Here is a 23,650-nt window from a genome sequence, read left to right on the forward strand (position 1 = left end):
ACCGCGTCTCGCGACCGGCTCACCGGCCTCGGGTCAGCCCGACCAGCCGAGGTTGCGCGCCATGCGCTCGAGCGTCGCGACCGTCCGCGCGTACTCCTCGCGGCTCACGCCCTGCGCGACCCGCTCGCGCGCGACCGACACCGCGTCGAGCAGGTCGTGGTACGCGTGGTTGCCCGCGACCGTCACGGACAGGCCCTGGTCGCCGCGCGCGACCCAGCCGCGGCGCACGAGGTCGTCGATCTCCGCCGTCACGGCGCTCGCGCCGCCCGCCCCGGCACCCGTGAAGGGTGACAGCACGCCGTCGACGCTCGTCTCCTCGCTCACGCCGTCACGGATGGTGTTGAGCACCTGCCAGTGCCGGCGCGTGAGGCCCGAGTGCTGGAACACGGCGTCGAGGTTCTCGTCGATGAGCCGGTCCACGAGCTTGAGCCAGTACCCGAGGGGTCGTCCGGCGTCCGTGCCGGAGGTCGTCGTGGGCGGTTCCTGGTGCTCGGTCATCGCTGCCTCCCGGTCGGATCACGGCTGGGCCCCACTCTCGCACCCGCGCTCCCCCGGTGCCCGCCGGGGTGGCAGAGTGGGCGCATGACCGAGAGCACCCCCGCGCCGCGCCGCGCGCTGATCGTCGTCGACGTCCAGCCCACGTTCTGCGAGGGCGGCGAGCTGGGCGTCGAGGGCGGGAACGCCGTCGCCGAGCGCATCGCCGAGCACGCGCGCGACCACCGCGACGCGTACGACCTCGTCGTGACGACCCAGGACTGGCACGTGGACCCGGGCCAGCACTGGAGCCCCGACCCGGACTTCGTCGACACGTGGCCGCCGCACGGGATCGCCGGCACCCCCAACGCCGAGCTGCACCCGGCGCTCGCCGACCTCGCGCCCGACGCCGGGGTGAAGAAGGGCGAGTACCAGGCCGCCTACTCGGGCTTCGAGGGCGTGGACGTCGCGGGCCGACCGCTCGTGGACCTGCTGCGCGACGCCGGGATCGAGGCGGTCGACGTCGTCGGCATCGCCGAGTCCCACTGCGTGCGCGCGACCGCGCTCGACGCGCACGCGCTCGGCCTCGCGACGCGGGTCCTCACCGACCTCACCGTGCCGGTGACGCCCGAGCTCGGTGCCGCCGCGCGCGAGGAGCTCGCTGCGGCGGGCGTCACGCTCGTGGCGAGCGACGCCGTCGGGCGCTGACCACCGCGGTCACCCGCGGCGCGCGTCCAGCGCGGCGGCGTACAGGTCGCGCTTGGACACCCCGGCGCCCTGGGCGACGTCCGCGACCACGTCCTTGAGCCGCTCCCCGCCGTCGACGCGCGCCAGGACGGCGGGCACGAGCTCCGCGAGCGGAACGGGCCCGCGCGGCGGCGCGCCACCGACGACGACGCAGATCTCGCCGCGCAGCTGCTCCTCGGCAGCGCGCTCCGCGAGCTCGGCGAGGGGGCCGCGCAGCACCTCCTCGTAGGTCTTGGTGAGCTCGCGCGCGACGGCGGCCGGCCGGTCCGGGCCGAACGCGCCCGCCATCGCGGCGAGCGTCTCGGCCACGCGGTGCGGTGCCTCGAAGAACACGAGCGTGCGCGGCTCGTCGACGAGCGCCGCGAGCGCACGCGAGCGGTCCCCCGCCTTGCGGGGCAGGAACCCCTCGAAGCAGAACCGGTCCGTCGGGAGCCCCGAGAGCGCGAGGGCCGTGAGGACCGCGCTCGGCCCGGGCGCCGTCGTCACCGGGAGGCCGCGCTCGACCGCACGGCCCACGACGCGGAAGCCCGGGTCGGACACGCTCGGCATCCCCGCGTCCGACACCACGAGCACCGTCCCGCCGCCGTCGACGACGTCGAGCAGGTCGTCGGCGCGCTCCACCTCGTTGTGCTCGTGGAAGCTCACGACCCGCCCCCCGACCTGGACGCCCAGACGGCCCGCGAGCGCGTGCAGGCGCCGCGTGTCCTCCGCCGCGACGACGTCGGCCTCCGCGAGCAGGCGGCGCAGGCGCGGGCTCGCGTCCTCCGCGTTCCCGATGGGCGTGCCGCCGAGCACGAGGTGCCCGGCCTCACGCCGGGTCGTGGGCGCGTCGGGGCCGGGCACGTCGGTCGAGGAGGACATGGCTCCCAGGGTTCCACACGTGCGCGGCCCCTACGATGGCCAGCGTGTCCCAGCCGCCCGCCGACGCGACCCCCGGCCCCCGCCCCCCGGCCGACGCCACCGACGCACCGCCGACGGACGTGAGGGCGGACGACGGCGCACCGCCGTCGGACGTGACGACGGACGACGGCCCCGCGCCGAGCCACCGCGAGCGGCTCCTCCTCGCGCTGCTCGGCCCGCGGCGCCTCGCGCTCGGCGCGACCGCGCACGACCGGCTGTGGGGGTGGCTCGGCGTCGCGATCGTCGCCGTCGTCGCGGCCGTGCTGCGGCTGTGGAACCTCGGCCGGCCCGGCACGCTCGTGTTCGACGAGACGTACTACGTCAAGCACGCGTGGACGCTGCTCCGGGTCGGGTACGAGGCCGACTGGCCCGAGGAGCCGAACCCGGCCTTCGAGGCCGGGGACGTGAACTCGTTCCTGCCCACGGCCGACTACGTGGTCCACCCGCCGCTGGGCAAGTGGATGATCGCGCTCGGCATGAAGGCGCTCGGCGGGGCCGAGAACCCGTGGTCGTGGCGGATCGCGTCCGCCGTCGTCGGGGTGATCGCGGTCGTGCTCGTCGCGCGCATCGCGCGCCGGCTGTTCGCCTCGACGGCGATGGGGATCGTCGCGGGCGCGCTCATGGCCGTGGACGGCGAGGCGATCGTGCACGCGCGCACCGGCCTGCTCGACAACATGCTCATGCTCTGGGTGCTCGTCGCGTTCGGGTGCCTCCTGCTCGACCGCGAGCAGGCCCGGCGACGCCTCGCGGAGCGCTGCGGGGCGATCCTCGACGCGGGCGGGCGTATCGGGCGCTACGGCCCCGGCCTCGGGTGGCGGTGGTGGCGCTTCGCCGCGGCCGTCGCGCTCGGGCTCGCGTGCGGGGTCAAGTGGTCCGGCCTGTACTTCCTCGCGGTCCTCGCCGTCGTCTCCGTGCTCTGGGACGCGACGGCGCGGCGCACCGTGGGCGTCGGGCGCTGGTGGGAGGACGCGCTCGTGCGCGACGCGATCCCGGCCGCGCTCGTCATGCTCCCCACCGCTGCGCTCACCTACGTCGCGACGTGGACGTCGTGGTTCCGCTCGCCCGGCGCGTACATGCGCCAGTGGGCCGTCGAGCACCCTGGCGAGGGCGTCCAGTGGTTGCCCCCGGCGCTGCGGTCGCTGTGGGAGTACCACCTGAAGATGTGGGACTTCCACACGGGGCTCACGTCCGAGCACACGTACGAGGCGCACCCGCTCGGCTGGATCCTCCAGTGGCGGCCCACGTCCTTCTACTGGCGCTCGTACGAGGCCGGCGAGGCGGGCTGCGAGGTCGAGCGGTGCGCGCGGGCGATCACGTCGCTCGGGAACCCCGTCCTGTGGTGGGCGGCGGCGCTCGCGATCCTCGTCGCCCTCTACGCGCTCGTGCGGCTCAAGGACTGGCGCGCGCTCGCCGTGCTCAGCGGGATCGTCGCCGGGTGGGCGCCGTGGTTCCTCTACGCCGAGCGGACGATCTTCACGTTCTACTCGATCGTGTTCCTGCCGTGGGTCGTGCTCACGCTCGTCTACGCGATCACGCTCGCGCTCGAGCGCACGGAGGGGCGGGCGGTCGCCCGGGCCCGGGTGCGCGTCGGGATCACGGTGCTGCTCACGACGATCGGCGCCGTGAGCGTGTTCTTCTACCCGATCTGGACGGCGTGGCAGGTCCCGTACTGGTTCTGGCGAATGCACATGTGGCTGCCCACGTGGATCTGACGCGCTGACCCGGCGCGCCGGCCGGGCGCCCCCGCGCGCGCCGGGCCGGCGTCACTGGTAGCTGACGAAGTCCGGGGTCGGGCTGATGCCCCACGTCTGCTCGGGCGTGAGCATGGGCGCGTCCTCGTCGTAGAAGTTCTTCCAGCCCCAGAACAGCCCCGCCGGCGCGTCCTGGTGCAGCGTGGACCACGTGGCCGCCTTCGCGCCCTGGCCACCCTGGCCGTCGGCGTGGACGACGGTCGCGAGCTCGGGGTGGGCGGTGTCGAGGCGGGCGCGGTCGGCGATCATCGACGTCCGGAACTGGTGCAGCAGGAAGACCTTCTGCGGCAGGTCGCGCTCGCGCACGAGGCCCGCGAGGTAGTCGCCGACGGCGTTGACCTCGTCCACCCCGACGGAGCCGATCTGGGCGAGGTGCACCTGGTCGGGGCCGAGGCGCCACTCCGGGTCGAGCGCGACGCCGACGTGCGGCTGCGCGACGAGGTCCTCGTACGCGCGCACCTGCGTGAGGAAGTCCGTGCGGCCCGGCTGGAAGTCCAGCACGACGTACACCCCCGCCTCGCGCGCGGCGTCCACGTAGGGCCGCACGAGGTCGGCGGCACGCTCGTTCGAGTAGTTGCCGTCGGAGCCCGCGGACCCCGACGCGACCGTCGTGATGATCTCGAGCGTCGGCACCACGGGCTCCTCCGTGAGGCCCTGGTACCAGGCCGCGTGCTCCTGGGCGCGCGCGATCGTCGCGGCGACGTCCTGCTCGCCGAGCACGCCGAGCACCGGCGCCCCCGGCGACCCGTAGAGCGCGACGTAGCGCTTGCCGGGCAGGGCGAGCTGCCCGCCGCCGGGCAGCTCCGTGCCCGTCGCGGCCGCCTCGACGCGCCACCCGAGGTCGTCGGGGCTGCCGAACGACGCCCCGAGGCCGACGGTCGCCGTCGCCTCGGCCCCCGCGACCGCCTGGACGGCCTCGGACGTGGTGCGCGGGTCGCCGCCGGGGGCGTCGACGACCGTCGCGCCCGACGCGCGGGCCGTCGCGGCCGCCGGTCGGGCCGCGGCCCCGGCGTCGGGGTCCGTCAGCGCGAGGACGCCGGTCGACGTCTGGGCGTCGCCCGACGCCGGGAGGTCCTGGACCGCGAGGTCGGCGGCGCCCGCGAGCGACTCCTCGTCGACGGCGCCGTCGGGCGCGACGGCCGCCGGGTCGACGTGCACCGTGGACACGTCGTCGAGGCCGGGGACGCTCGTCCCCTCCGGCGCGACGACGACCGCCTCGGCGGCGTCGAGGCGTGCCAGCTCCTCGGCGAGCGCCGCGTCGTCCCCCGCGACCAGGACGGGCGCGACGACCCGCTCGGCGAGCGCCGCGGCGACGCCGACCGCGGTCGCGTCCTCGACGGCGTCGTCCGGCACGACGACCGCGACCGGCGCGGTCGCGAAGAACGTGCGGCTCGCCGCGAGCGCGAGCGCGGCGGGGTCTTCGTCGGCGAGGGTGAGGACGCCCTCGGGCGTCGCGGCGCGGGCGCCGTCGGCCTCGGCCTCGGCGCCTGCGGCGGGCCCCGTGCTGCTCGCGGCGGGGTCCGGGTCGCCGCCCGTGCACGCGGCGAGCGCGGTCGCCAGGGCCAGCGTCGCGGCGAGCGCGGCCGCACGACGGCGCGGGCCGCTCCGGCGCGCGCGGGAGCCGGGGTGTGGGGTCGAGGAGGGAGTTCCGGACGGGTCGTCGTGGCGGGCGGCGGAGAAGGTCACGAAGGCCATCGATCGATGGTCCGTCAGCGGTCGCCCGCCTCGCGACCGCAGGACGAGTTTTCCCCGGTGACGTCGACCACCCCGCGGGCGTCGCCCGCCCGCGTCACCAGTCGACCTGCTCCGAGGGATGGAAGGGGGTGCCTGAGCGGCGCCACGCGTGCGCCTCGCGGGCGACGCGTCGGCGGTAGTCGTCCCAGTCCTTGCGGTCGGGGGCCGTCCAGGCGACCTCCGCGACGGCGCTCAGGCGCGGCAGGAGCATCGTGAACAGCGCGTCGAGCGTGGGGATGCGCTCCGTCCAGACCGCGGCCTCCACGCCCTCGATCGAGTCGGCAGGGAGCCCGGGGACCACCTGCTGGGGCTCCCAGTCGTACGCGTCGCGGACCTCGACGAGCCCCGCCCACTCCTGCCCGAGCGGGAAGTCGGCCGTGTACTTCATGTCGAGGTAGACGCGGTTCGCGGGCGACATGATGACGCGCGCTCCCGCCCTGGCGGCGTCGACGAGGTACGTGAGGTCCATGGGGTGGGTGTCCCAGTACTGCACGAGGGTGCCCGGGCGCAGGGGCGCCTTCGCCGCCTCCTGCCACGCGACCGGCTTCTTGCCCGCCTCGAGGATCAGCCGCTCGCACAGCTCGACGAAGCGCGCGTACTCGGCGGGCTCCATCTTCAGCACCTCGTCGCCGCCGAGGTGCACGTGCTCACCGTCGGTCGCGTGGGCGAGGTCCGTGAAGACGTCGCGCAGGAACGGCTCGGTGGCCGGGAGGTCGAACGTCAGGCGCGAGAAGCCCACCTCGATGCCGTGGTAGGCGTCCGTGGGGACGCCGTCGGGCATGAGGTCGCCGTACACGTGGGTCGCCGCGTTGATGTGGCCCGGCACGTCGATCTCCGGCACGACGCGCACGAAGCGCTCGGCCGCGTGGTCCTGCAGGGCGCGGAAGTCGGCGAGGGACAGGTGGCCGCCCGTCCCGCCGGACGTGTCGCCGCCCGAGGAGAGCTTGGCGAGCTCGGGCCGCGACGGCGACTCGATGCGCCAGCCCTGGTCGTCGGTGAGGTGCAGGTGCAGCACGTTGAGCTTGTACGCCGCCGCGACGTCGACCACGGCCCGCAGCGCGTCGAGCCCGAAGAACGTGCGCGCCACGTCCACGGAGAGACCGCGCCAGGGGTAGCGCGGCGCGTCGTGCACGACGACGTGCGGCACGCGCGCGGGCGCCCCGTCACCCGGCGCGACGACGAGCTGGCGCAGCGTCTGCACCGCGTGCAGCAGCCCGGCCGGCTCGGGCGCCGTGGCGGTGACGCCGGCGGCGTCGACGACGAGGCTGTAGCGCTCGGGGCTCGTGGAGCCCTCCGGCCCGGCCGCCCCGTCGACGCGCAGGACGAGCGCGGTGCGCTCCCCGTCCGCGGCGGGAACCGCGACGGCGGCGGGGTCGTCGTGCGTCGCGGTGACGCCGTCGAGGCCGGAGAGGACGCGCGCGGCGAGGTCGGCGAGCCAGGGGGCGGCACCGTCGAGACCGACCGCGTGGACCTCCAGGGCACCGACGGGCACGTGGCCCTCGCCGGGCTCGACGTGCAGGGGCTGGGGGATGATCGAGACCATCAGGTACCTCGTCGTCTGGGTCTGGTCGAATCGATTCGGCTTTTGCGAGCGACACACCCTAACCCGCGCGCGCGGGACCGACCAAGTGCCCTGCGGAGCGGATCGTCAGCGCGACGGCGCCACGTAGCGCGGGCTCGGGTCGAGCGACAGGACGCCCTCGACGTCCCGCGCCGGGTCCGCCGAACCCGTGGTCCAGCCGCCCACCACGCCTGCCGGCACGTCGTCGAGCAGCGTGCCCCACTCGCGCGCCCGGGCGCCGAACCCCGCCTGCGCCGTCGGCTGCAGCACGACGGCCGCCTCGCCCGCACCCACGTCGAGCGCGGCGGCGTCGAGCACCGCGTCGGCGTCGGGTCGCTGCACGACGACGAGCTTCTGCGGCAGGCCCTGCGTGCGCACGACCTCCCCGACGGCACCGATCGCGGCGCTGAGCTCCGCCGCGCCCACCGTGCCGGCGCGCGACCCCTCGCCCCCGCGGCGCGCGTCGACCGCGAGCGCGACGCCCACGGTCGGGCGTGCGAGCAGGTCCGCGTACTCGGCGACCTGCTCGTCGAAGCTCGCGCGGCCGGGCTCCAGGCGCAGCACGACGAGCACCCCCGCGGCCGCCGCGGTGTCGACGAGCGGGACCAGCTCCTCGGCCGGGATCTCGGTCGAGTAGTCGCGGTCCGCGCCCGGGTTCGACGACGCCCGCGTCGCCGGCACCTCGAGCACCGGGACCACCACGTCGTCCGGGGCGGCCTCGGCGTACGCCGCCGCCGCCTCCTGCGCACGCTCGACGGCCTCCGTCGCCGAGCGCTCCCCCACCGCGACGAGGCCCGACGTCACGGCGTCGGCCTCCACCGCGACGTACCGGACGCCGTCGGCCAGGACGAGCTGCGAACCGCTGGGGAGCAGGTCGCCCGCCTCGGCCGACCGCAGCCGCCACGTGAGGTCGTCGGCCGTGCCGAAGCTCGCGCCGATGCCGACGACGGCGAGCGCCTTCGCCGCCGAGATCGCGTCGACGACCTCGGCGGACGCCCGCGGGTCGCCCTGCGGTACCTCGAGGGGCACGGCGCCCGCGGCGCGCGCGGTCGCGATGGCGGCGGACTGCGGTCCGCCCGGCACCGCGAGGCTGCCCGGCTCCGTGAGGGCCAGGACCTCGGTCAGCGTCTCCGGCTCGCCCCGATCGGGCAGCGCGGCGCGGACCTCGTCGAGGTCGCGCTCGTCGAGCGTCCCGTCGGGAAGGAGCGCCCCGACCTCCAGCAGGACGCGCTCGACGCCGTCGACGTCGCCCAGGGTCGCGCGCGCGGGCTCCTCGCCCACGCCCTCCTGGCCGGGGGGCGCGTCCGGCTCGCCCACCTCGACGACGGCGACCGCGCCGAGCCGGCTCAGCTCCGTGCGCAGCCCGCCGTCCGAGATGGCGCCCCCCACGAGCAGCACGGGCGCGGCGAGCTCGACGGCGGCCGCGGCCGCGGTCGCGCGCGCGGCCTCGTCGTCCGCCGTGGCGAGCACGACGACCGGCGCGTTGGTGAAGAACGCCTGGCTGCTCGTCAGCGCGAGCTCCGCCGGCTCGGTCGAGCCGAGCACGAGGACGCCGTCGCTCGGCTCGGCGGCGCGGGCGACGAGCCCGGTCTCGCCCGAGGACGGCCCGTCGGCCTTCGCCGTCTCCGCGGCACAGCCGCCCAGCGCCACGACGGCACCGAGCGAGAGGACGACGGGGAGGGCGACAGGGACGAATCGGACCTTCCGAGTGTTCACGCCCCCATCATCGCGCACCCGGCGCGGCTCGCCGACCGAGGGATGTGAGGGACTCGTGATGGTCGGACCCGACCGGCCGCGGGGTCGCGTGACCCCACCCACCCGGACCAGCCGCCGGGCGCGCCGCGGAATCACAGGGCGGGCGGCGGCCCCGACCGGCATACTGGGCAGGCCCTGACCGAACGCCGAGGAGATCGCATGTCGACCCCCGACCAGCCCGACCAGAACCCGCAGCAGCCCGGCGGGACGCCGTCCGGCCCGCCCGCCTACGGCGCGCCGCAGCCCGGCGAGCCGCAGCAGCCGCCGCAGGCCCCGCAGTACGGCGCCCCTCAGGCCCCGCAGTACGGCGCACCGCAGGCGCCCCAGTACGGCGCACCGCAGGCGGGCGCCCCGTCGTACTCCGCCCCGGGCCAGGACCCGGGCAAGACGATGGGGATCGTCGGCCTCGTGCTGTCGTTCCTCGGCTGCCTCTCGATCGTCGGCCTGATCCTCAGCATCGTGGCCTTCAACAAGTCCAAGAAGGCCGGCTACAAGAACGGCCTCGCGCTCGCCGGCATCATCGTCGGCGCGATCGTGCTCGTCCTGACGATCATCGGCTCGATCGTGTTCTTCAGCACCGTCGGCGCCGTGACGCAGGAGGTCCTCGACGCGTGCTCCGGCGTGCCCTCGGGCACGGTCGTCGAGGTGCGTGGCGAGCCCGTCACCTGCCCCTGACCTCGTCGCGGCCACGCCGCTCCGCGAAGGCCCTCACCGCTCGGTGGGGGCCTTCGTCGTGCCCGGGGCGCAAGCGGGTCACCGACCCGCGGTCAGCGGACGTCCGCGGCGCAGCGGAACCCGAGGTGCGTCGTCGCGCTGTCGTCGGACTGCGCGGACCGCGCCGCGGGCCGGTAGCGGCGACAGTACTCGGGCGCGCACAGGTACGAGCCGCCTTTCGTCACGCGCAGGACCTCCGGCGACGTCGTGGGGGCCAGCAGGTTCGGTCGTCCACCGGCGTCCGGCCCGCGCGTGCCCGGGACGACGTGGCGCGGCGTGAACGTGTCCGCCGTCCACTCCCACGTGTTCCCGATCAGGTCCACGAGCCCGTACCCGTTCGGCTCGTACGAGCCGACGGGCGACGTCCCGCCCCAGCCCGCGTCGTCGTACGGGAACCGGCCCTGCCAGGTGTTGGCCATCAGGCGTCCGCCCGGTGCGAGCTCGTCGCCCCACGCGTACTCCGCGTCGTCGAGACCGCCCCGTGCGGCGCGCTCCCACTCGGCCTCGGTGGGCAGACGCCGTCCCGCCCACTCCGCGTAGGCCGAGGCGTCCTCGAACGCGACGAGCACCACCGGGTGGTCCGGCCGGTCGTCGACGCCCGACCCCGGCCCCTGCGGCGAACGCCACGACGCCCCGGGCTGCCACCGCCACCACTGCCGCCAGTCGCGCAGGTCGACCGGGCCCGCCGTCGGGGTGAACACGAGGCCCCCGGGCACCAGGTCCACCGGGTCGGCCCCCGGGAAGTCGGCCGGGTCGAGCGGACGCTCCGCGACCGTCACGTACCCGGTGTCCGCGACGAACGCCGCGAACTGCGCGTTCGTCACCGCGTGCCGCTCCAGGAGGAACGGCTCCACCTGCCGGTCGTGGGCCGGACCCTCCTCCGGGTAGTGCCGGTCCGAGCCCATGCGGAACGTCCCGCCGGGGACCGGAACCAGCACGGTGAGGGCCACGTCGCCAGGATAGGTGCGGCGCGCACCGGCGGCGCGGCGGCCACCGCGCCCGCCTCCCTCGCGCGCCGCGAGGTCCACTCGACGTCGGCGGCAGCGCGAGGGCCGCGATCGAGGCAGGAGGCTCCGGGAAAAAGACGAGACCCTCGCCGTCTCAGGTCGTCGACCTGGTCTGGCGAGGGTCTCTCCGGTGGAGCTAGGGGGATTCGAACCCCCGACCTTCTCATTGCGAACGAGACGCGCTACCAACTGCGCCATAGCCCCTCAAGCGAGGAACAGATTAGCACCCCGAGGGCGGGGTCTCGCAAACCGGCCGCCCTCAGGGGGTCTACTGCCCTGCCGCCCGACGGCGCGCCAGGATCTCGTTGAGGTCCAGGCCGAGCGTCTCCGTGGACGGCTTGCGCTCGTCGCCCACGGCCGGGGTCGGGGCGCCGGACCGGGCGTCGGCGGCCACCACCGGCTCGACGCGGGCCGACACCGTGGGCGAGACGACGTCGTCGTCCGTGAGCGGGGCGGGCTCGCGGCGGGGGGCCGTGGGCTTCATGGTGTACGTCGGCGGGGGCACGGGCACCGGGTCCCACGCGCGGCCCGTCGGGACGCGCTCGGCGTCGACGACCTCGACCTCGACGACCGGGGTCGTCTCGCGAACGGTGGTCGGCTCGTCGGCCGCTGGGGCGGGCTCCTCGGACGCGGGGCCCTCGGCCGGACCGGACGCGGTGGCCCGCTCGCGGGACGACGCGCCCGTCGTGGCCGGCGCGCCGGCGTCCGCGGAGGCCGCGGCGTTCGCCCGCGCGAGGTCCTGCGGCGTGACGCGCGGGATCATCTGCGTGCTCACCTGCGAGCCGTGGACGGCGCGACCCGTGACGCGCGGGCGCGCGCCCCGGGGGGCGGGCGGTGCGCCGAGCACTGCGCCGCGAGCCGCGCGGGCCGCGGCACGACGCTCGGCCAGCCACGCGGCGTCGGACCGCTGGGCGGCGAGCACCGCACGGCGGCCGAGCACGAGCACGAGGCCGAGGAACGCCGTCGGGACCACGCCCGCCCACCACGGGACGAGCCCGAGCGCGACGACGACCCACACCCCGACGGTCGCGAGGAGCAGCACGACCGTGAGCGCGAGACGACGGCGCGCCGCGGCGGCGCGCCGCTCGAGGAGCTCGAGGCGGGACTGCTCGGAGGCCGGCTGACGGCGCGGCGGTGCCCCGCGCGAGGGTGACGCGCTGACGGTGCTCCCCATGGCGTGCGTTCCCTCCTCGTCGTGCGTCCGGCCCTCGGACCGGCTCTGCGTCCCGGCTGCCCCGAGCAGGGGGCGCCCTCCGGCTCCGGCGGGACCGGAGGCGATCGCCGCGACGGTCGTGACGCCGTCGAGCCGGGCGTCCCAGCGGTCGAACCCCCCGCCGCCCGGGCCGGCGACGGCCAGGACGCGCAGGGAGCCGGAGAAGCGGTCGTCCGTGCGCGCGTCCAGCAGCTGCTGCCGGTGACGCACCCGGTGCGGGACGTAGAAGCCGACCCACAGCAGGAACACCGCGAGCGCGACGATCCCCGAGGCCGATTCCACATCACGACCGTAGGCGAGGCCCGCGGCCACGCTCCGCACGCGCCCCGGCGTGTCGGGCGGCTCAGATGCTCTCGCGGCGTGTCGCCTGCCAGCGCGCGAGGAGGCCGTCCGGGACCTCCTCGCTCGTGACGGCGAACGTCCGGTGGTCGCGCCACTCCCCCTGGATGTGCAGGTACCGCTCGCGGACCCCCTCGTCGCGCAGCCCCAGCTTCTCCACGACGCGCAGGCTCGGGCCGTTCTCCGGGCGGATGTTGATCTCGATCCGGTGCAGGCCGAGGATCGTGAAGCAGTAGTCCGTGGCCATCGCGACGGCGGTCGGGATGACGCCACGGCCCGCGACGTGCTCGCTCACCCAGTAGCCGATGCTTGCACCGCACAGCGACCCGTACGTGATGGACGACACGGTGAGCTGGCCGACGAGCTCGCCGTCCAGCTCGACGGCGAACGGCAGCGAGGACCCGGCGCGCGCCTGGGCCGACAGGACCCGGACGTACTCCGCGAACGTCGGGGGCCCGCCCGGCGTGCCGGGGCGCGGCGACGTGCCCTCCCACCGCTCCAGCCAGTCCGCGTTGCGCGCGCGCAGCCGCATCCACGCGTTCGCGTCCCGGCGCCGCAGCGGACGCAGGACCACGGACCCGCCCAGGGTGTCGTCCCGCAGCGTCACGGGCCACGGCTTGGCGACGGTCCAGCCGCGCGCGATCTTGTGGGTCATGCGGCGGTGTACCGTCCTCGGCCTGTCGGTGGGCTTGGCGACGAGGACCGGCGGTGCGCCCGGCCCTCGGTGCACAGGGTGACACCACCGGGCGCCCGCGCGCCACCGACCGGTGACGCGGGCACCCGGTGGTGTCCCCGTGCTCAGACCCCTGCTCAGCCCCGTCCTCAGCCCAGCGTGACGACGACCTTCGCCTCCGTGCCCGCGGGCAGCGCCGGGATCGGGGTCGCCGGGTCGTGCTCGACGCCGTCGACCGTCACCGAGCGCACGCCCTTCGACACGTGGTCCGGGTTGCGGACCTCGATGTCGTAGACGGCGCCGCGCCACTCGCGACGCACCTCGAACCCGTCCCAGTCCTTCGGGATCGACGGGTCGACGACCAGGCCGTCGAGCGCGAGGCGGACGCCGAGCACGTACTTGGTCACGGCGGTGTACATCCAGCCGGCCGTGCCCGTGAGCCACGGGTTCTGCGCCTTGCCGAACCACTCGTGGTCGCGGCCGTAGAGGAACTGGACGTACGCGTAGGGCTCCGCCCCGCGGACCTCGATGTTGTCGTTCTGGTGGTACGGCAGGATCGCGTCGTAGAACTGCACCGCCTCGTCGCCGCGGCCCAGCATCGCCTCGGCGATGATCGGCCACGCGTTCGGGTGGGAGAAGATCGCGGCGTTCTCCTTGATGCCCGGGTACACGCGCGTCACGAAGCCGACCGTGTCGTCGACCTTCGTGAACGCCGGCCAGTTGAGGTGGTTGCCGTACTCGGAACCGAGGAGCTCGCGCACCGCGTCCATCGACGCCTCGCCGCGCTCCTGGCTCGTGATGCCCGCGATGACGGGCCAGGCCTGGTGCTCGAGGAAGATCTTGCCCTCGTCGTTCTGCGCCGAGCCGATCTTCACGCCGTCGCGCGTGTAGCCGCGGATCCACCAGCGCCCGTCCCAGAGCTGCGCGTCCGCGACCTTCGCGATGCGCTCGCGCTCCGCCGTGAACCGGACGACGTCCGCCTCGGCGCGCTCGTCGCCCGCCGCCGCGAGCGGCTCCGCGACCTCGAGGAACGCGCCGATCGCCCACGCGTGGAGGAAGGTCACGAGCGACGTCTCGCCGCCGCCGAGGTTGAGGCAGTCGTTCCAGTCGGCGCGCAGGCCGAGCGCGACGCCGTTCTGGCCCACCTGCTCGGCGGAGAACTCGAGCGCGCGGACGAGGTGGTCGTAGACGGTCGCGGGCGTGCCCTCGGCGAACGGGATCTCCAGGTCGAGGAACGCGCGGTCGCCCGTCTCCTTGACGTACTCCACGACCGACGGCACGAGCCACAGGTGGTCGTCGGAGCACGTGTCCTCGAGGCCGTGGATGAGGTCCTTCGGGTCGACCGTCGGGACGATCGTCGGCGACGGGACGTCGGGCAGCTTCTCCGCGTCGGGGTCGAACGCCTTGGGGTCGAACAGGTGCAGGCCGTAGCCGGCCTCGGTCTGGGCCCGCAGGAGCTCGACGATGCGCTGCCGCGTCTTCGTCGGGTTCGAGTGGATGACGCTCATGACGTCCTGCGCCGTGTCCCGGTAGCCGAGCCCGGCGCGCCCGCCCACCTCGACGAACGACGCGAACCGCGACCACACGACGCACGTCTCCGCCTGGAGCAGCGTCCACGCGTTGATCATCGTGTTCATGCCCTCGTGGGGCGTGCGGATGCGCAGCTTGTCCTGCTTGGCGCGCCAGTAGTCGCGCAGCCGCTCGCGCTCGTGGTCGACGGCCGCGACGTCCGAGTACTTCGCCTGGATCGCGCGCCCGGCCGCGTCGCGCGAGCCGTAGCCGAGCATGAAGACGAGGCGCTTGGTCTCGCCCGGCGCGAGCGTCACCTTGTGCAGCAGCGCGCCGCAGTGGTTCTGCGTCGTCGCGCTCGTGTTCGAGCCCTCGCCCCGCTCGATCGCGAGCGGGTTGCTCTCGGTGCGGTACGGGCCGATGAAGCTGTCGCGCAGCGAGTCGTACGACGACGGCGTCTCGCTCGACGCGAAGTAGTGGTACGTCCAGGGCTCGTAGTAGAAGTCGTACTCGATGATCCCGTCCTCGTACGAGGAGCCGGACGCGTAGAGCGACATCTGCAGGTTCTGGTTGTCGATCGTGATCGTGTGGAACGAGAACTCCACGTACGACCCGACGGTGAGCTCGCGCACCTCGTCCGTCGTGTTGGTGACGCGCACGTCCCACAGCTCGACGTCGTCGTCGAGCGGGATGAAGACCGTCTGCTCGGCGTCGATGCCCTTGTACTCGGAGCGGAAGGTCGTGTAGCTCAGGCCGTGGCGCGTGGTCCAGCGCCCCGCGCCGCCGGCCGGGTCGAGCTCCTCGTCCGGCCCGACGAACGGCTTGCCGACCGGCTGCCAGGACACCGACCAGTAGTCGCCGTCCGCGTCGTCGCGCAGGTAGACGTAGTGACCGGGGCGGTCGAGCGGCACCCCGTTCTGGCGGAAGCGCGAGATGCGCCCGTACTGCGAGCTCTTGTAGTACGAGTACCCGCCGCCGTGGTGCGACAGGACCGTGCACATGTCCCGGGTGCCGAGGTAGTTCGTCCACGAGACGGGGACGTCGGGGCGCTCGACGACGTACTCGTCGTGCGCGGTGTCGAAGTGGCCGTAGCGCATCGTTGCTCTGGTTCCTGTCCTGGGGTGGGGCTGGGGGCTGGGTGCGGCGGGGGTGCCGGGTGGGGGCGCGGGCGTCAGACGCCGGCGGTGACGAACCCCTGCAGCCACTCGAGGAGCTCGGCGGCCTTCTCGGGGGTGTCCGCCTCGACGAACATGCGCAGGACGGGCTCGGTCCCGGAGAACCGCAGGAGCGCCCAGTTGTCGTTCTCGAGGAGGATCTTGGTGCCGTCCAGGTGGGAGACCGAGACGACCGGGTACGGCCCGACGTGCGTGAGGGGCTGCGCCTCGAGCCGGCGCGGCACCTCGACGCGCATCTCCGGGGTGGCCGGCACGCCCGCCTCGAGCGTGTACAGGCGGCCGGTGATCTCGTAGAGCATCGCGCGCAGCTCGGAGATCCGCTTGCCCGTGCGCGCCAGCATCTCGGCCACGAGGGCGCACGCGAAGATGCCGTCCTTGCCGAGGATCCAGCCGCGGATCGTCAGGCCACCGGACGACTCGCCGCCGAGCACGGCGCCGATCTCCGCCATGCCCGCGGTGACGTGCTTGAACCCGACCCTGACCTCGCGCGACTCCTCGCCGAAGTGCGCCGCGAGCCGGTCGAGCAGGTGCGTCGTCGCGAGGTTGCGCACCACGCCGCCCTTCTCCCCGCGGACCTCGTGCAGGTACCAGTACAGGAGGAGGAGCAGGTCGTTCGTCGAGATGTACTCGCCCGTCTCGTCGACGATCCCGATACGGTCCGAGTCGCCGTCCGTCGCCATGCCGAGGTCGTAGCGGCCGCCGCCCTGCTGGATCATCGTCACGAGCGTGCTGAGGCGCTGGAGGTCCGGTGCCGGCGCGACGCCCCCGAACAGCGGGTTGTGCGCCGCGTGGATGAACTCCGACCGCACGCGCATGTCGGACAGGATGGTGCCGAGCGTGAGCTGGCTCGTGCCGTACATCGGGTCCACGACGACCTGCAGGTCCGAGCCGCGCACGGCCTCGACGTCGATGATCCGCTCGATCGCGTCGACGTACGGGTCCGTGAGCGACCGGTCGACGACGACGCCCGTGCGGCGGGCCACGTCGATGTCGAGCGTGATGACGTCGTCGACCGACAGCGCGTTCGCCTCGTCCTGGTAGCGGTCCGTCTCGTCGTCGAGCGGGAGCGAGCCGTCCTGGCGGAACACCTTCATGCCGTTCCACTCGGGCGGGTTGTGGCTCGAGGTGACGATGATGCCGTAGGCCGCCCCGAGGTAGGGCGCGGCGAAGGTCACGAGCGGGGTCGGCACGTCGTCGGGCAGGAGGGTCACCGCGATGTTGTTGCCCGCGAAGACCTCGGCCGCGGCGATGGCCGACTCGCGCGAGAGGAAGCGGCGGTCGCCGCCGATCACGACGCCCTTCCCGTCCAGCCCGCGGCGGATCGTCTCGTTCGCGATGGCCTGGCACAGCCGGCGCACGTTGGCGAGCGTGTAGCCCTCGCCGATGACCGCGCGCCAGCCGCCGGTGCCGAACACGATCTTCGTGTCCGTGTTCTTCTTCGGCACGAACAAGCGCTTGAGGACGATGTCCGCCGCCTGGGCGAGCTCGTCCGGGGTGTTGATGCCGCGGACCTCGTCCACGTCGACGATGCGGTACGACGAGATGCGCTTGCCCGCCCCGATGACGCGGCGCGCGAGCTCGGTGAGCCGGTGCTCGCCGTCGGCCGCCATGCGCTCCAGCTCGCCGAACAGCAGGCGGGGCGCCGCGACGTACGCACCCACGTTGATCTCGGTGCGCGGCTCGGGCGCGGCGTCCGCGACCTCGGACGACTCGAGGATCGCCGTGATCTCGCCCCCGGCGCGGACGACGCGCCCGTAGCCGTCCGGGTCGTCCACGACGGCGGAGAGCAGCGACAGGTCCGCGCCCGTGAGGGTGTGGCGCGTCAGCAGCCCGAGCAGCGACTCGGAGCGCAGCAGCGGCGTGTCCGCGTAGGCGACGAGGACCGGCTCGTCGACGCCCGGCCCGAGCACCGACGCGATCGCCTCGCGCGCCGCGAGGACCGCGTCGCCCGTGCCGAGCGGCGACTCCTGCTCCACGTAGACGACGTCCTCGCCGAGCAGCTCGCGCACGGTCGGGTCGTCGGGCGACACGACCACGACGATGCGGCCCGCGTCGACGACGCGGCGGACGTTCGCGACCGCCAGCTCGACGACCGTCGCGTCACCCAGGGGCCGCGACAAGAGCTCGCGCGACGCGTCGTCGTGGCCCGCGGCGAGCACGACGGCGGCACGACCGGTCCTCGGGTGGGCGCCCCCTCGTGGGGTGGTCTCGGTGGGGTTCGCGGTCGTCGCGGTCATGGCGTCCTCACTGTCGGCACCTCTGTCGGACGGCGACCCATTTGTCAGGAGTCCGAACTACTGGCTCCCTCCGATCATAGGCACCCCGGACGCGTCCGCGGAACCCGCTCCGGGCCTCCGGGGCCGAAGGTCACCCGCGCGGCGTCGGCGCGGACGCGCGCGCCGGGTGACAATAGGGACATGAGTGGCCCGGTCCAGCCATACCCCCTGCACGGAAGCATCGAAGCCGAGGACGCGAAGGAGATCCTCCGCAAGGCCATCCGCACCCACCGTCAGGCGCGGTCGGAGCGGCTCCGCAAGGAAGCGGACGCCGCCATCGCCGACGTCGTCGAGACCATCCCCGAGGTCGCCGCCGCCACGTGCGTCGCGACCTACGCCGCGCGCCCGGGTGAACCCGGCACGTCGGCGATGCTCGAGCGCCTCGCCGCGCGCGGCGTCCGCCTGCTGCTCCCCGTGCTCGGCGCGGGGCTCCAGCGGGACTGGGCCGTCTACGACGGCCCCGCCGACCTGCAGGTCCGCGCGCCCGGGCGGCCGCCCGAGCCCGGCACCCCGACCCTGGGTCCGGAAGCGATCGCCGAGGCCGACGTCGTCGTCGCGCCCGCGCTCGCCGTCGACTCGCGCGGCGTCCGGCTCGGCCAGGGCGGCGGGTGGTACGACCGCGCGCTCGAGCACGTGCGCCCCGGCACCAAGGTCGTGGCCGTCGTGTTCCCGGAGGAGGTCTACGACGCGAGCGACCGACCGCTGCCGGTCGAGCCGCACGACCGCACGGTCGACGCCGTCGCGACGCCCCTCGGCTGGCGCTGGCTGCCGTAGCAGGCCGCGCCGTCCGCTCCCGCGCCGTCCGCCACCGCGCCCGCGCACGGGGCGGACGCGCCGGCGGCTCCGCTACGGCACGAGGGTGAGCTCGTCCTTGCTCGCCTCGGCGACCGCCTCGGTGGAGAACGGCCACGCGTACGTCTCCCCGCGGGACCACGTCTTCAGCTGGTCCGCGTAGTGCTTCGACGCCGGGTGCCCGGAGGTGCCCGTGACGGTCACCCACGTCGAGCGGTCGAGGTCGCCGAGGTCGACGACCATGCGCATCGACGGCCCGGCCGTCACGTCGAACGACCCGGACGCGGCGTCCCACGCGGTCGCGTTGACGATCGACGAGCCACCCGGCATGCCGACCGGGGTGGGGTTGACGTAGTCCCGCACCGGTCCCGGGATCGACTCGCCGCCCAGCACGGGGTGCTTGAGGGCGAGCACGTGGATCTTGCCCCAGGCCCAGTCCGACGGCTGCTTGCTCTGCTCGACGGTGAGGTCGAGGCGCGCGGAGACGAGCGCCTGCGTGAGCACCTCGTCGCGCGTCTCGACGACGCTGACGGTCTGGCGGTCGTCCCAGAACGGGTCGGTCGGGTTCTCCAGGAGGTTCTGCACGACGGCGAGCCAGCGGCTGCCGCCACCCGGGCGCGCCGACTCGGGCAGGTCGTCCCAGAACGTGAGCTGGAGCAGGTTCCGCCACACGGCCGCGAAGTACGCCGCCGCGGCGGAGTCGGTGTCGGTCCGGTAGTCCCAGTCCGCGAGGAGCTGCTGGCCCTCGGCCGCGAAGTCGTCGTCGATCTCCTGTTCGAGCAGGGGCTGCACGAGCACCTCGGCGTACGGGCTGCGGTCGTCGACCTGGACCTCGTTCATCGTGTCGACGTCCACGGTGCGCCCGGCCGAGATCTCGGCCTCCAGGAGCTGGCGGATGCGCTGCGAGCGGTACCCGTAGTCCCAGTCGGTCGTGAGGAACGGCGCGACGCCGTCCGGCAGCACGGCCTGGTTGGCGGCCACGATGAAGCCCTCGGCCGGGTCCACGACGCGCGGCATCTCCTCGCTGGGGACGTAGCCCTGCCAGTCGTAGCGCTCGTCGGAGCCGTCGCGCGGCCACGTGCCGTCGGAGGGCACCTCGGCGTCGGGGACCGCCTGGCGCACGGGGATCTTCCCGGGCGCCTGGTAGCCGATGTGGCCGTCCGCGGTCGCGAAGACGATGTTCTGGGCCGGCACCTCGAAGAGCGCGGCGGCCGCCTGCATGTCCTCGGCGTCCTGCGCGAGGTTGAACGCGAAGACGGCGTCGGCGGTGCGGCCCGGCTCGAGCGCGGTCCACTGGAGCGCGACGGCGTACTCCCCCAGCCGCGTGTCCAGCGCGGGCGTGTCGACGGCCGCGTCCGTCGCCGGGATCGCCTCGGAGACGATCGGCCCGTGGAGCGTCGAGCGGACCTCGATCTCGATGTCGTCGCCCCCGGCGACGCGCAGCGTCTCGGTGCGGGTCTCCAGCGGGACCCACTCGTCGCCGCGCAGGTACGTGTCGTCGCGCACGCGCTCGACGAAGAAGTCGGTGACGTCGGCGCCCATGTTCGTCAGGCCCCAGGCGAGCTGGGCGTTGTGCCCGATGACCACGCCGGGGAAGCCGGCGAACGAGAAGCCCGCGACGTCGAACCCGCACGCCGGGGAGACCTCGTTGCAGTGCAGCCCCACCTGCGCCCAGATGCCGGGCGCCCCGAGGGCGAGGTGCGGGTCGTTCGCGAGGATCGGCTTGCCCGACGCCGTGTGCTCGCCGGAGACGACCCACGAGTTCGAGCCGGTGCCCTCGCCGCGCCCGATGAGCACGGGGACGGCGCCGAGCGCGCGGTCCGCGGCCTCGAGCGCGGCCTGGAGGTGGTCGGAGCCGTACTCGGCGCGGGCCTGCGGGCCCAGGTCGAGGGCGACCTCCTGCGTGTTCTCGAGCTCGCCGGGGTCGAGGATCGGCGCGTTGAGCTCGGACGGGTAGGCGGGGAACAGCTCCGCGACGCGCGCCGTGTCCTGGAGCGTGCCGTAGGCCAGCGCGCGGTCGAGCTCGTCGTCGTAGTTGCCGCGCAGGTCCCAGGCCATCGCCTTGAGCCACGCGAGCGAGTCGACCGGGTCCCAGGGCTCGGGCTCGGCGACGTCGACCTGCAGCCCCAGCACCGTGTACTCGAGCGCGATCTCCGACGGGCTGCGGTCCTCCAGGTAGGCGTTCACGCCCTCCGCGTACGCCTGGAGGTACGCCTTCGTCTCCGGGGAGACGACGTCCCACTCCTCCTCCGCGACCTGGCGCCAGCCGAACGTGCGCGTCACGGTGTCGGCGGCGATGGCGTCCGGGTTGTCGCCGACGAGCTCGGCGAGCCGCCCCGACGTGACGTGCCGGCGGTAGTCCATCTCGAAGAAGCGGTCCTGCGCCTGGACGTAGCCCTGGGCGCGGAAGAGGTCCTCGGGGGTGTCGGCGTAGATCTGCGGCACGCCCTGGGCGTCGCGCAGCACGGTCACCTCGCTGCCGAGGCCGGGCACGGAGATCTCGCCGGACGCCTGCGGGAGCGGGCGCCGGACGGTGACCACGACGAACGCGGCACCCGCGACGAGCGCGACGACGAGCAGCGCCGCCACGCCGATCAGGACGCGCCGGCGCGTGGACCGGCGATGGCGCCGCGGCGGGGCCGCGGCCTCGCCCGGGGTCGCGGGGTCGGCACCGGTGGCGGGGTCACCGGCGGGGGCCTCGGCGGGTTCGTGCGCAGACACGGATGCGAGACTACCCCGGCCCTGCCCGGGCGCCGGTCCGCGTATGATTAGCACTCGGAAGTTTCGAGTGCCAGGCGGTGTTGACACCGTCGACCAGGCCGAGACCGTCCCGATCCCGACCCGCCGGTGGCCGCCTCGACGGCCGTCTCGTGAACGAGGAGAACCCGTGCCCACCTACGCCTACACCTGCACCGCCTGCGGTCACGCCTTCGACATCCACCAGTCGTTCAGCGACGACGCCCTCACGGTGTGCCCCGAGTGCTCGGGCCGCCTGCGCAAGGTGTTCTCCTCCGTGGGCGTGACGTTCAAGGGCTCCGGCTTCTACCGCACGGACTCGCGGTCCGGCGGGAAGACGTCGACGGCGCCCGCCGCCTCGACGTCCAGCGCGTCGTCCTCGTCGTCGTCGGCGGGGTCGTCCTCGTCAGGCGGCACGAGCTCGGGCGGCGCGTCGAGCAGCTCTGCCGCGTCGTCCTGACCTGACGCGGCGCCGCCGGGTCTCTCGCCCCTGACGCGCCCCGGCTCCGGCGTCGGCGCCGCACCGGTGCGCGACCGACCACAGCGGGTCGGCCGGCTCACGGTGCGCGGGCCGCACGCCGCGTCGTCCACAGACCGCCGCGCACCGCGGCCACCGGCTCGCCGCGCGCGGCTACCTTCGCGCCATGCCTCGCTCCTCCCGCCCGCCCGGCCCGTCAGCCCACCCCGGCCGCGCCGCCGCCGCCCGGCGGCGGCTGCTGCACGGCCTGTGGTGGCGGTCCCGGTTCGTGGTCGCCGCGTTGTGCTGCGGGCTCGCCGCGTCGGTCGTCGTCGGTGCGCTGCGGCCCCCGCCTCCGCCGACGGCTCCCGCCGTCGTGACGGCCCGCGCGGTGCCGCCCGGCACCACGCTCGCGGCACCCGACGTGCGGGTGGACCACGTCCCGGCCTCCCTCCTGCCCGCCGGGGCACCAGTCCGGGCCGACGACGTCGTCGGACGCCGCGCGACCGTCGCCCTGCCGGAGGGCACGCTCCTCCAGGACGGCCTCGTCGCCGGAGGAGAGCTCGCCGCCGGGGCGCCCGACGGGACCGTGGTCGCGCCCGTCCGGCTCGACCCGGGAGTCGCCGCGCTCCTCGGGCCGGGCGACCGCGTCGACCTGCTGGCCGCGGGCGACCCCGCCCTCGCCCCGGGGCCCACGCACTCCGCGCAGACGGAGGCCGCTCCCCCGGGCGACCCGTACCTGGCCCGCGCCGCGGTCGTCGTGCCGGCGCCCGAGCCCGACGACGGCGGCGGCCTGCTCGGCAGCGGCGGGTCGGGCTCCGACGTCGTGACGCTCGTCGCGGTGCGCCCCGAGGAGGCCGTCCGGCTGGCGGCGCGGACCGGGCACGCCCCCGTCACGGCCGTCCTGGTCCCGTGACGACACCACGAGACCGCCGACCCGCCGGGCGAAGCCGTTGCCGCTCGCCGCGCCCGTTGGCAGGATCGCGCGTGCACGTCTGGTGGCGCCGCCGCCACGCGTGCCCGTCGACAGGAGAGGGAAGCAGCACATGAAGGGCGTGTTCCAAGGGTTCAAGGAGTTCGTGCTCCGCGGCAACGCGATCGACCTGGCGGTCGGCGTCGTCATCGGGGCGGCGTTCTCCGGCGTCGTCACGGCGATCGTCGAGGACTTCATCAACCCCCTCATCGGGGCGATCTTCGGCAAGCCCGACCTCACGGGCCTGTGGGACATCACGCTGCGCGCGGGAGACGCGGCGAAGGACATCCCGCCCTCGGTCATCTCCGTCGGCGGGGTCCTCAACGCGATCCTCCAGTTCCTCATCATCGCCGTCGCCCTCTACTTCGTCATCGTCCTGCCGATGAACAAGCTCGCGGAGCGACGCAAGAAGGACGAGGAGCCCGAGCCCGAGGCACCGGCCGAGGACGTGCGCGTGCTCCAGGAGATCCGCGACCTCCTCGCCGCCCAGGCCGGCAGCGGCCCCGGCGCGGCGCCCGGCGGGCCGACGCCCCCGCAGCACCTCTGACGCCGCTCAGCCGGTCGCCCGGCGAGCCGTCAGTGGCGCCCGTAGTGGGGCGGCACGTCGCCCAGCAGGCGGTCGTCGTTCTCGCCCGGCGCGCCGCGCCGGGGGGCTGACTCGTCGCCCCAGCCCTCGGCCCGCTCGTCGGCGCTCGTGCCGGGCACCACCGTGCTCTCGGTCCCCCGCCGCACGGCCCGCCGCGGACGCCGACGGCGCCCGGTCTCGGGCTCCGGCTCGGGCTCGGGACGGTCGCGCGCGTCGTCGGGCAGGTTCCGCGGGTCGGGGCTCGGGTCGGCGGTCGTGCTCACGCGTCCCATGGTCCC

General features: G+C 74.8%; 19 protein-coding genes and 1 tRNA gene. 7 read left to right on the forward strand and 13 right to left on the reverse strand.

Features of this window, described 5'->3' with window-relative positions; translation table 11 throughout:
* Positions 1-33: 33 nt before the first annotated feature.
* Positions 34-498, reverse strand: a complete 465-nt coding sequence (locus MT994_RS15595; RefSeq protein ID WP_051028253.1) for a hypothetical protein — start codon at positions 496-498, stop codon at positions 34-36.
* 84 nt (positions 499-582) lie between these two features.
* On the opposite strand from MT994_RS15595, the gene MT994_RS15600 reads away from it, so the two are divergent.
* Positions 583-1,182 carry an isochorismatase family protein gene (locus tag MT994_RS15600; RefSeq protein ID WP_076406252.1) on the forward strand — a complete coding sequence of 200 codons (600 nt, stop codon included), beginning with the start codon at positions 583-585 and terminating at the stop codon, positions 1,180-1,182.
* 9 nt (positions 1,183-1,191) lie between these two features.
* On the opposite strand, the gene rsmI is transcribed toward MT994_RS15600, so the two are convergent.
* Positions 1,192-2,082, reverse strand: a complete 891-nt coding sequence (rsmI, locus tag MT994_RS15605; RefSeq protein WP_354806991.1) for a 16S rRNA (cytidine(1402)-2'-O)-methyltransferase — start codon at positions 2,080-2,082, stop codon at positions 1,192-1,194.
* Positions 2,083-2,117: 35 nt separating this feature from the next.
* Between rsmI and MT994_RS15610 the strand changes: the two genes are divergently transcribed.
* A complete protein-coding gene (locus MT994_RS15610; RefSeq protein ID WP_354806993.1) occupies positions 2,118-3,833 on the forward strand; it encodes a phospholipid carrier-dependent glycosyltransferase in 1,716 nt (571 codons plus the stop codon).
* Between the two features lie 51 nt (positions 3,834-3,884).
* Here MT994_RS15610 and MT994_RS15615 read toward each other — a convergent pair whose 3' ends face one another.
* From MT994_RS15615 to MT994_RS15625, 3 genes are all read right to left on the reverse strand, one after another.
* Complete coding sequence (locus MT994_RS15615) at positions 3,885-5,567, reverse strand: hypothetical protein (RefSeq protein WP_354806994.1); 1,683 nt, start codon at positions 5,565-5,567, stop codon at positions 3,885-3,887.
* Between the two features lie 94 nt (positions 5,568-5,661).
* Complete coding sequence (locus MT994_RS15620; protein WP_354806995.1) at positions 5,662-7,149, reverse strand: family 20 glycosylhydrolase; 1,488 nt, start codon at positions 7,147-7,149, stop codon at positions 5,662-5,664.
* A 105-nt stretch (positions 7,150-7,254) separates the two neighbouring features.
* Positions 7,255-8,883, reverse strand: coding sequence for a hypothetical protein (locus MT994_RS15625; RefSeq protein ID WP_354806997.1), 1,629 nt, complete (start codon positions 8,881-8,883; stop codon positions 7,255-7,257).
* Positions 8,884-9,081: 198 nt separating this feature from the next.
* Here MT994_RS15625 and MT994_RS15630 point away from each other — a divergent pair, with 198 nt between their 5' ends.
* Complete coding sequence (locus MT994_RS15630) at positions 9,082-9,597, forward strand: DUF4190 domain-containing protein (RefSeq protein ID WP_051028544.1); 516 nt, start codon at positions 9,082-9,084, stop codon at positions 9,595-9,597.
* A gap of 92 nt (positions 9,598-9,689) precedes the next feature.
* Here MT994_RS15630 and MT994_RS15635 read toward each other — a convergent pair whose 3' ends face one another.
* The 6 genes from MT994_RS15635 to MT994_RS15660 all read right to left on the reverse strand — a co-directional run bounded on the left by MT994_RS15635 (position 9,690) and on the right by MT994_RS15660 (position 17,789).
* Positions 9,690-10,586 carry a formylglycine-generating enzyme family protein gene (locus MT994_RS15635; protein ID WP_194521159.1) on the reverse strand — a complete coding sequence of 299 codons (897 nt, stop codon included), beginning with the start codon at positions 10,584-10,586 and terminating at the stop codon, positions 9,690-9,692.
* A gap of 188 nt (positions 10,587-10,774) precedes the next feature.
* Positions 10,775-10,847, reverse strand: a tRNA-Ala gene (locus MT994_RS15640).
* A gap of 64 nt (positions 10,848-10,911) precedes the next feature.
* Complete coding sequence (locus MT994_RS15645; RefSeq protein WP_163188101.1) at positions 10,912-12,138, reverse strand: hypothetical protein; 1,227 nt, start codon at positions 12,136-12,138, stop codon at positions 10,912-10,914.
* Between the two features lie 61 nt (positions 12,139-12,199).
* Complete coding sequence (locus MT994_RS15650) at positions 12,200-12,850, reverse strand: GNAT family protein (RefSeq protein ID WP_021479886.1); 651 nt, start codon at positions 12,848-12,850, stop codon at positions 12,200-12,202.
* 167 nt (positions 12,851-13,017) lie between these two features.
* Positions 13,018-15,474, reverse strand: coding sequence for a N,N'-diacetylchitobiose phosphorylase (locus MT994_RS15655; RefSeq protein ID WP_354806998.1), 2,457 nt, complete (start codon positions 15,472-15,474; stop codon positions 13,018-13,020).
* 74 nt (positions 15,475-15,548) lie between these two features.
* Positions 15,549-17,789, reverse strand: a complete 2,241-nt coding sequence (locus tag MT994_RS15660; RefSeq protein WP_085387420.1) for an NTP transferase domain-containing protein — start codon at positions 17,787-17,789, stop codon at positions 15,549-15,551.
* A gap of 180 nt (positions 17,790-17,969) precedes the next feature.
* Here MT994_RS15660 and MT994_RS15665 point away from each other — a divergent pair, with 180 nt between their 5' ends.
* Positions 17,970-18,602, forward strand: coding sequence for a 5-formyltetrahydrofolate cyclo-ligase (locus MT994_RS15665; protein WP_034654285.1), 633 nt, complete (start codon positions 17,970-17,972; stop codon positions 18,600-18,602).
* A 72-nt stretch (positions 18,603-18,674) separates the two neighbouring features.
* Here the strand turns inward: MT994_RS15665 and MT994_RS15670 are convergent, their stop codons facing one another.
* Positions 18,675-21,209 (reverse strand): penicillin acylase family protein, encoded by a 2,535-nt coding sequence (locus MT994_RS15670; protein WP_354807077.1) that lies wholly within the window; start codon positions 21,207-21,209, stop codon positions 18,675-18,677.
* A 298-nt stretch (positions 21,210-21,507) separates the two neighbouring features.
* Between MT994_RS15670 and MT994_RS15675 the strand changes: the two genes are divergently transcribed.
* The 3 genes from MT994_RS15675 (at position 21,508) to mscL (ending at position 23,333) form a co-directional block, all read left to right on the forward strand.
* Complete coding sequence (locus MT994_RS15675; protein WP_194521168.1) at positions 21,508-21,816, forward strand: FmdB family zinc ribbon protein; 309 nt, start codon at positions 21,508-21,510, stop codon at positions 21,814-21,816.
* Positions 21,817-22,000: 184 nt separating this feature from the next.
* Positions 22,001-22,729, forward strand: a complete 729-nt coding sequence (locus tag MT994_RS15680) for an SAF domain-containing protein (RefSeq protein ID WP_354807000.1) — start codon at positions 22,001-22,003, stop codon at positions 22,727-22,729.
* Positions 22,730-22,859: 130 nt separating this feature from the next.
* Entirely contained in the window at positions 22,860-23,333 is a 474-nt protein-coding gene (mscL, locus tag MT994_RS15685; RefSeq protein WP_194521170.1) for a large conductance mechanosensitive channel protein MscL, read from the forward strand.
* 29 nt (positions 23,334-23,362) lie between these two features.
* Here mscL and MT994_RS15690 read toward each other — a convergent pair whose 3' ends face one another.
* Positions 23,363-23,635: a hypothetical protein gene (locus tag MT994_RS15690; RefSeq protein ID WP_354807002.1), complete on the reverse strand. Its 273-nt coding sequence runs from the start codon at positions 23,633-23,635 to the stop codon at positions 23,363-23,365.
* Between the last annotated feature and the right edge of the window lie 15 nt (positions 23,636-23,650).

It is taken from the genome of Cellulosimicrobium sp. MI9406 (genome assembly GCF_040595865.1).
Taxonomy (GTDB): Bacteria; Actinomycetota; Actinomycetes; order Actinomycetales; family Cellulomonadaceae; genus Cellulosimicrobium; species Cellulosimicrobium funkei.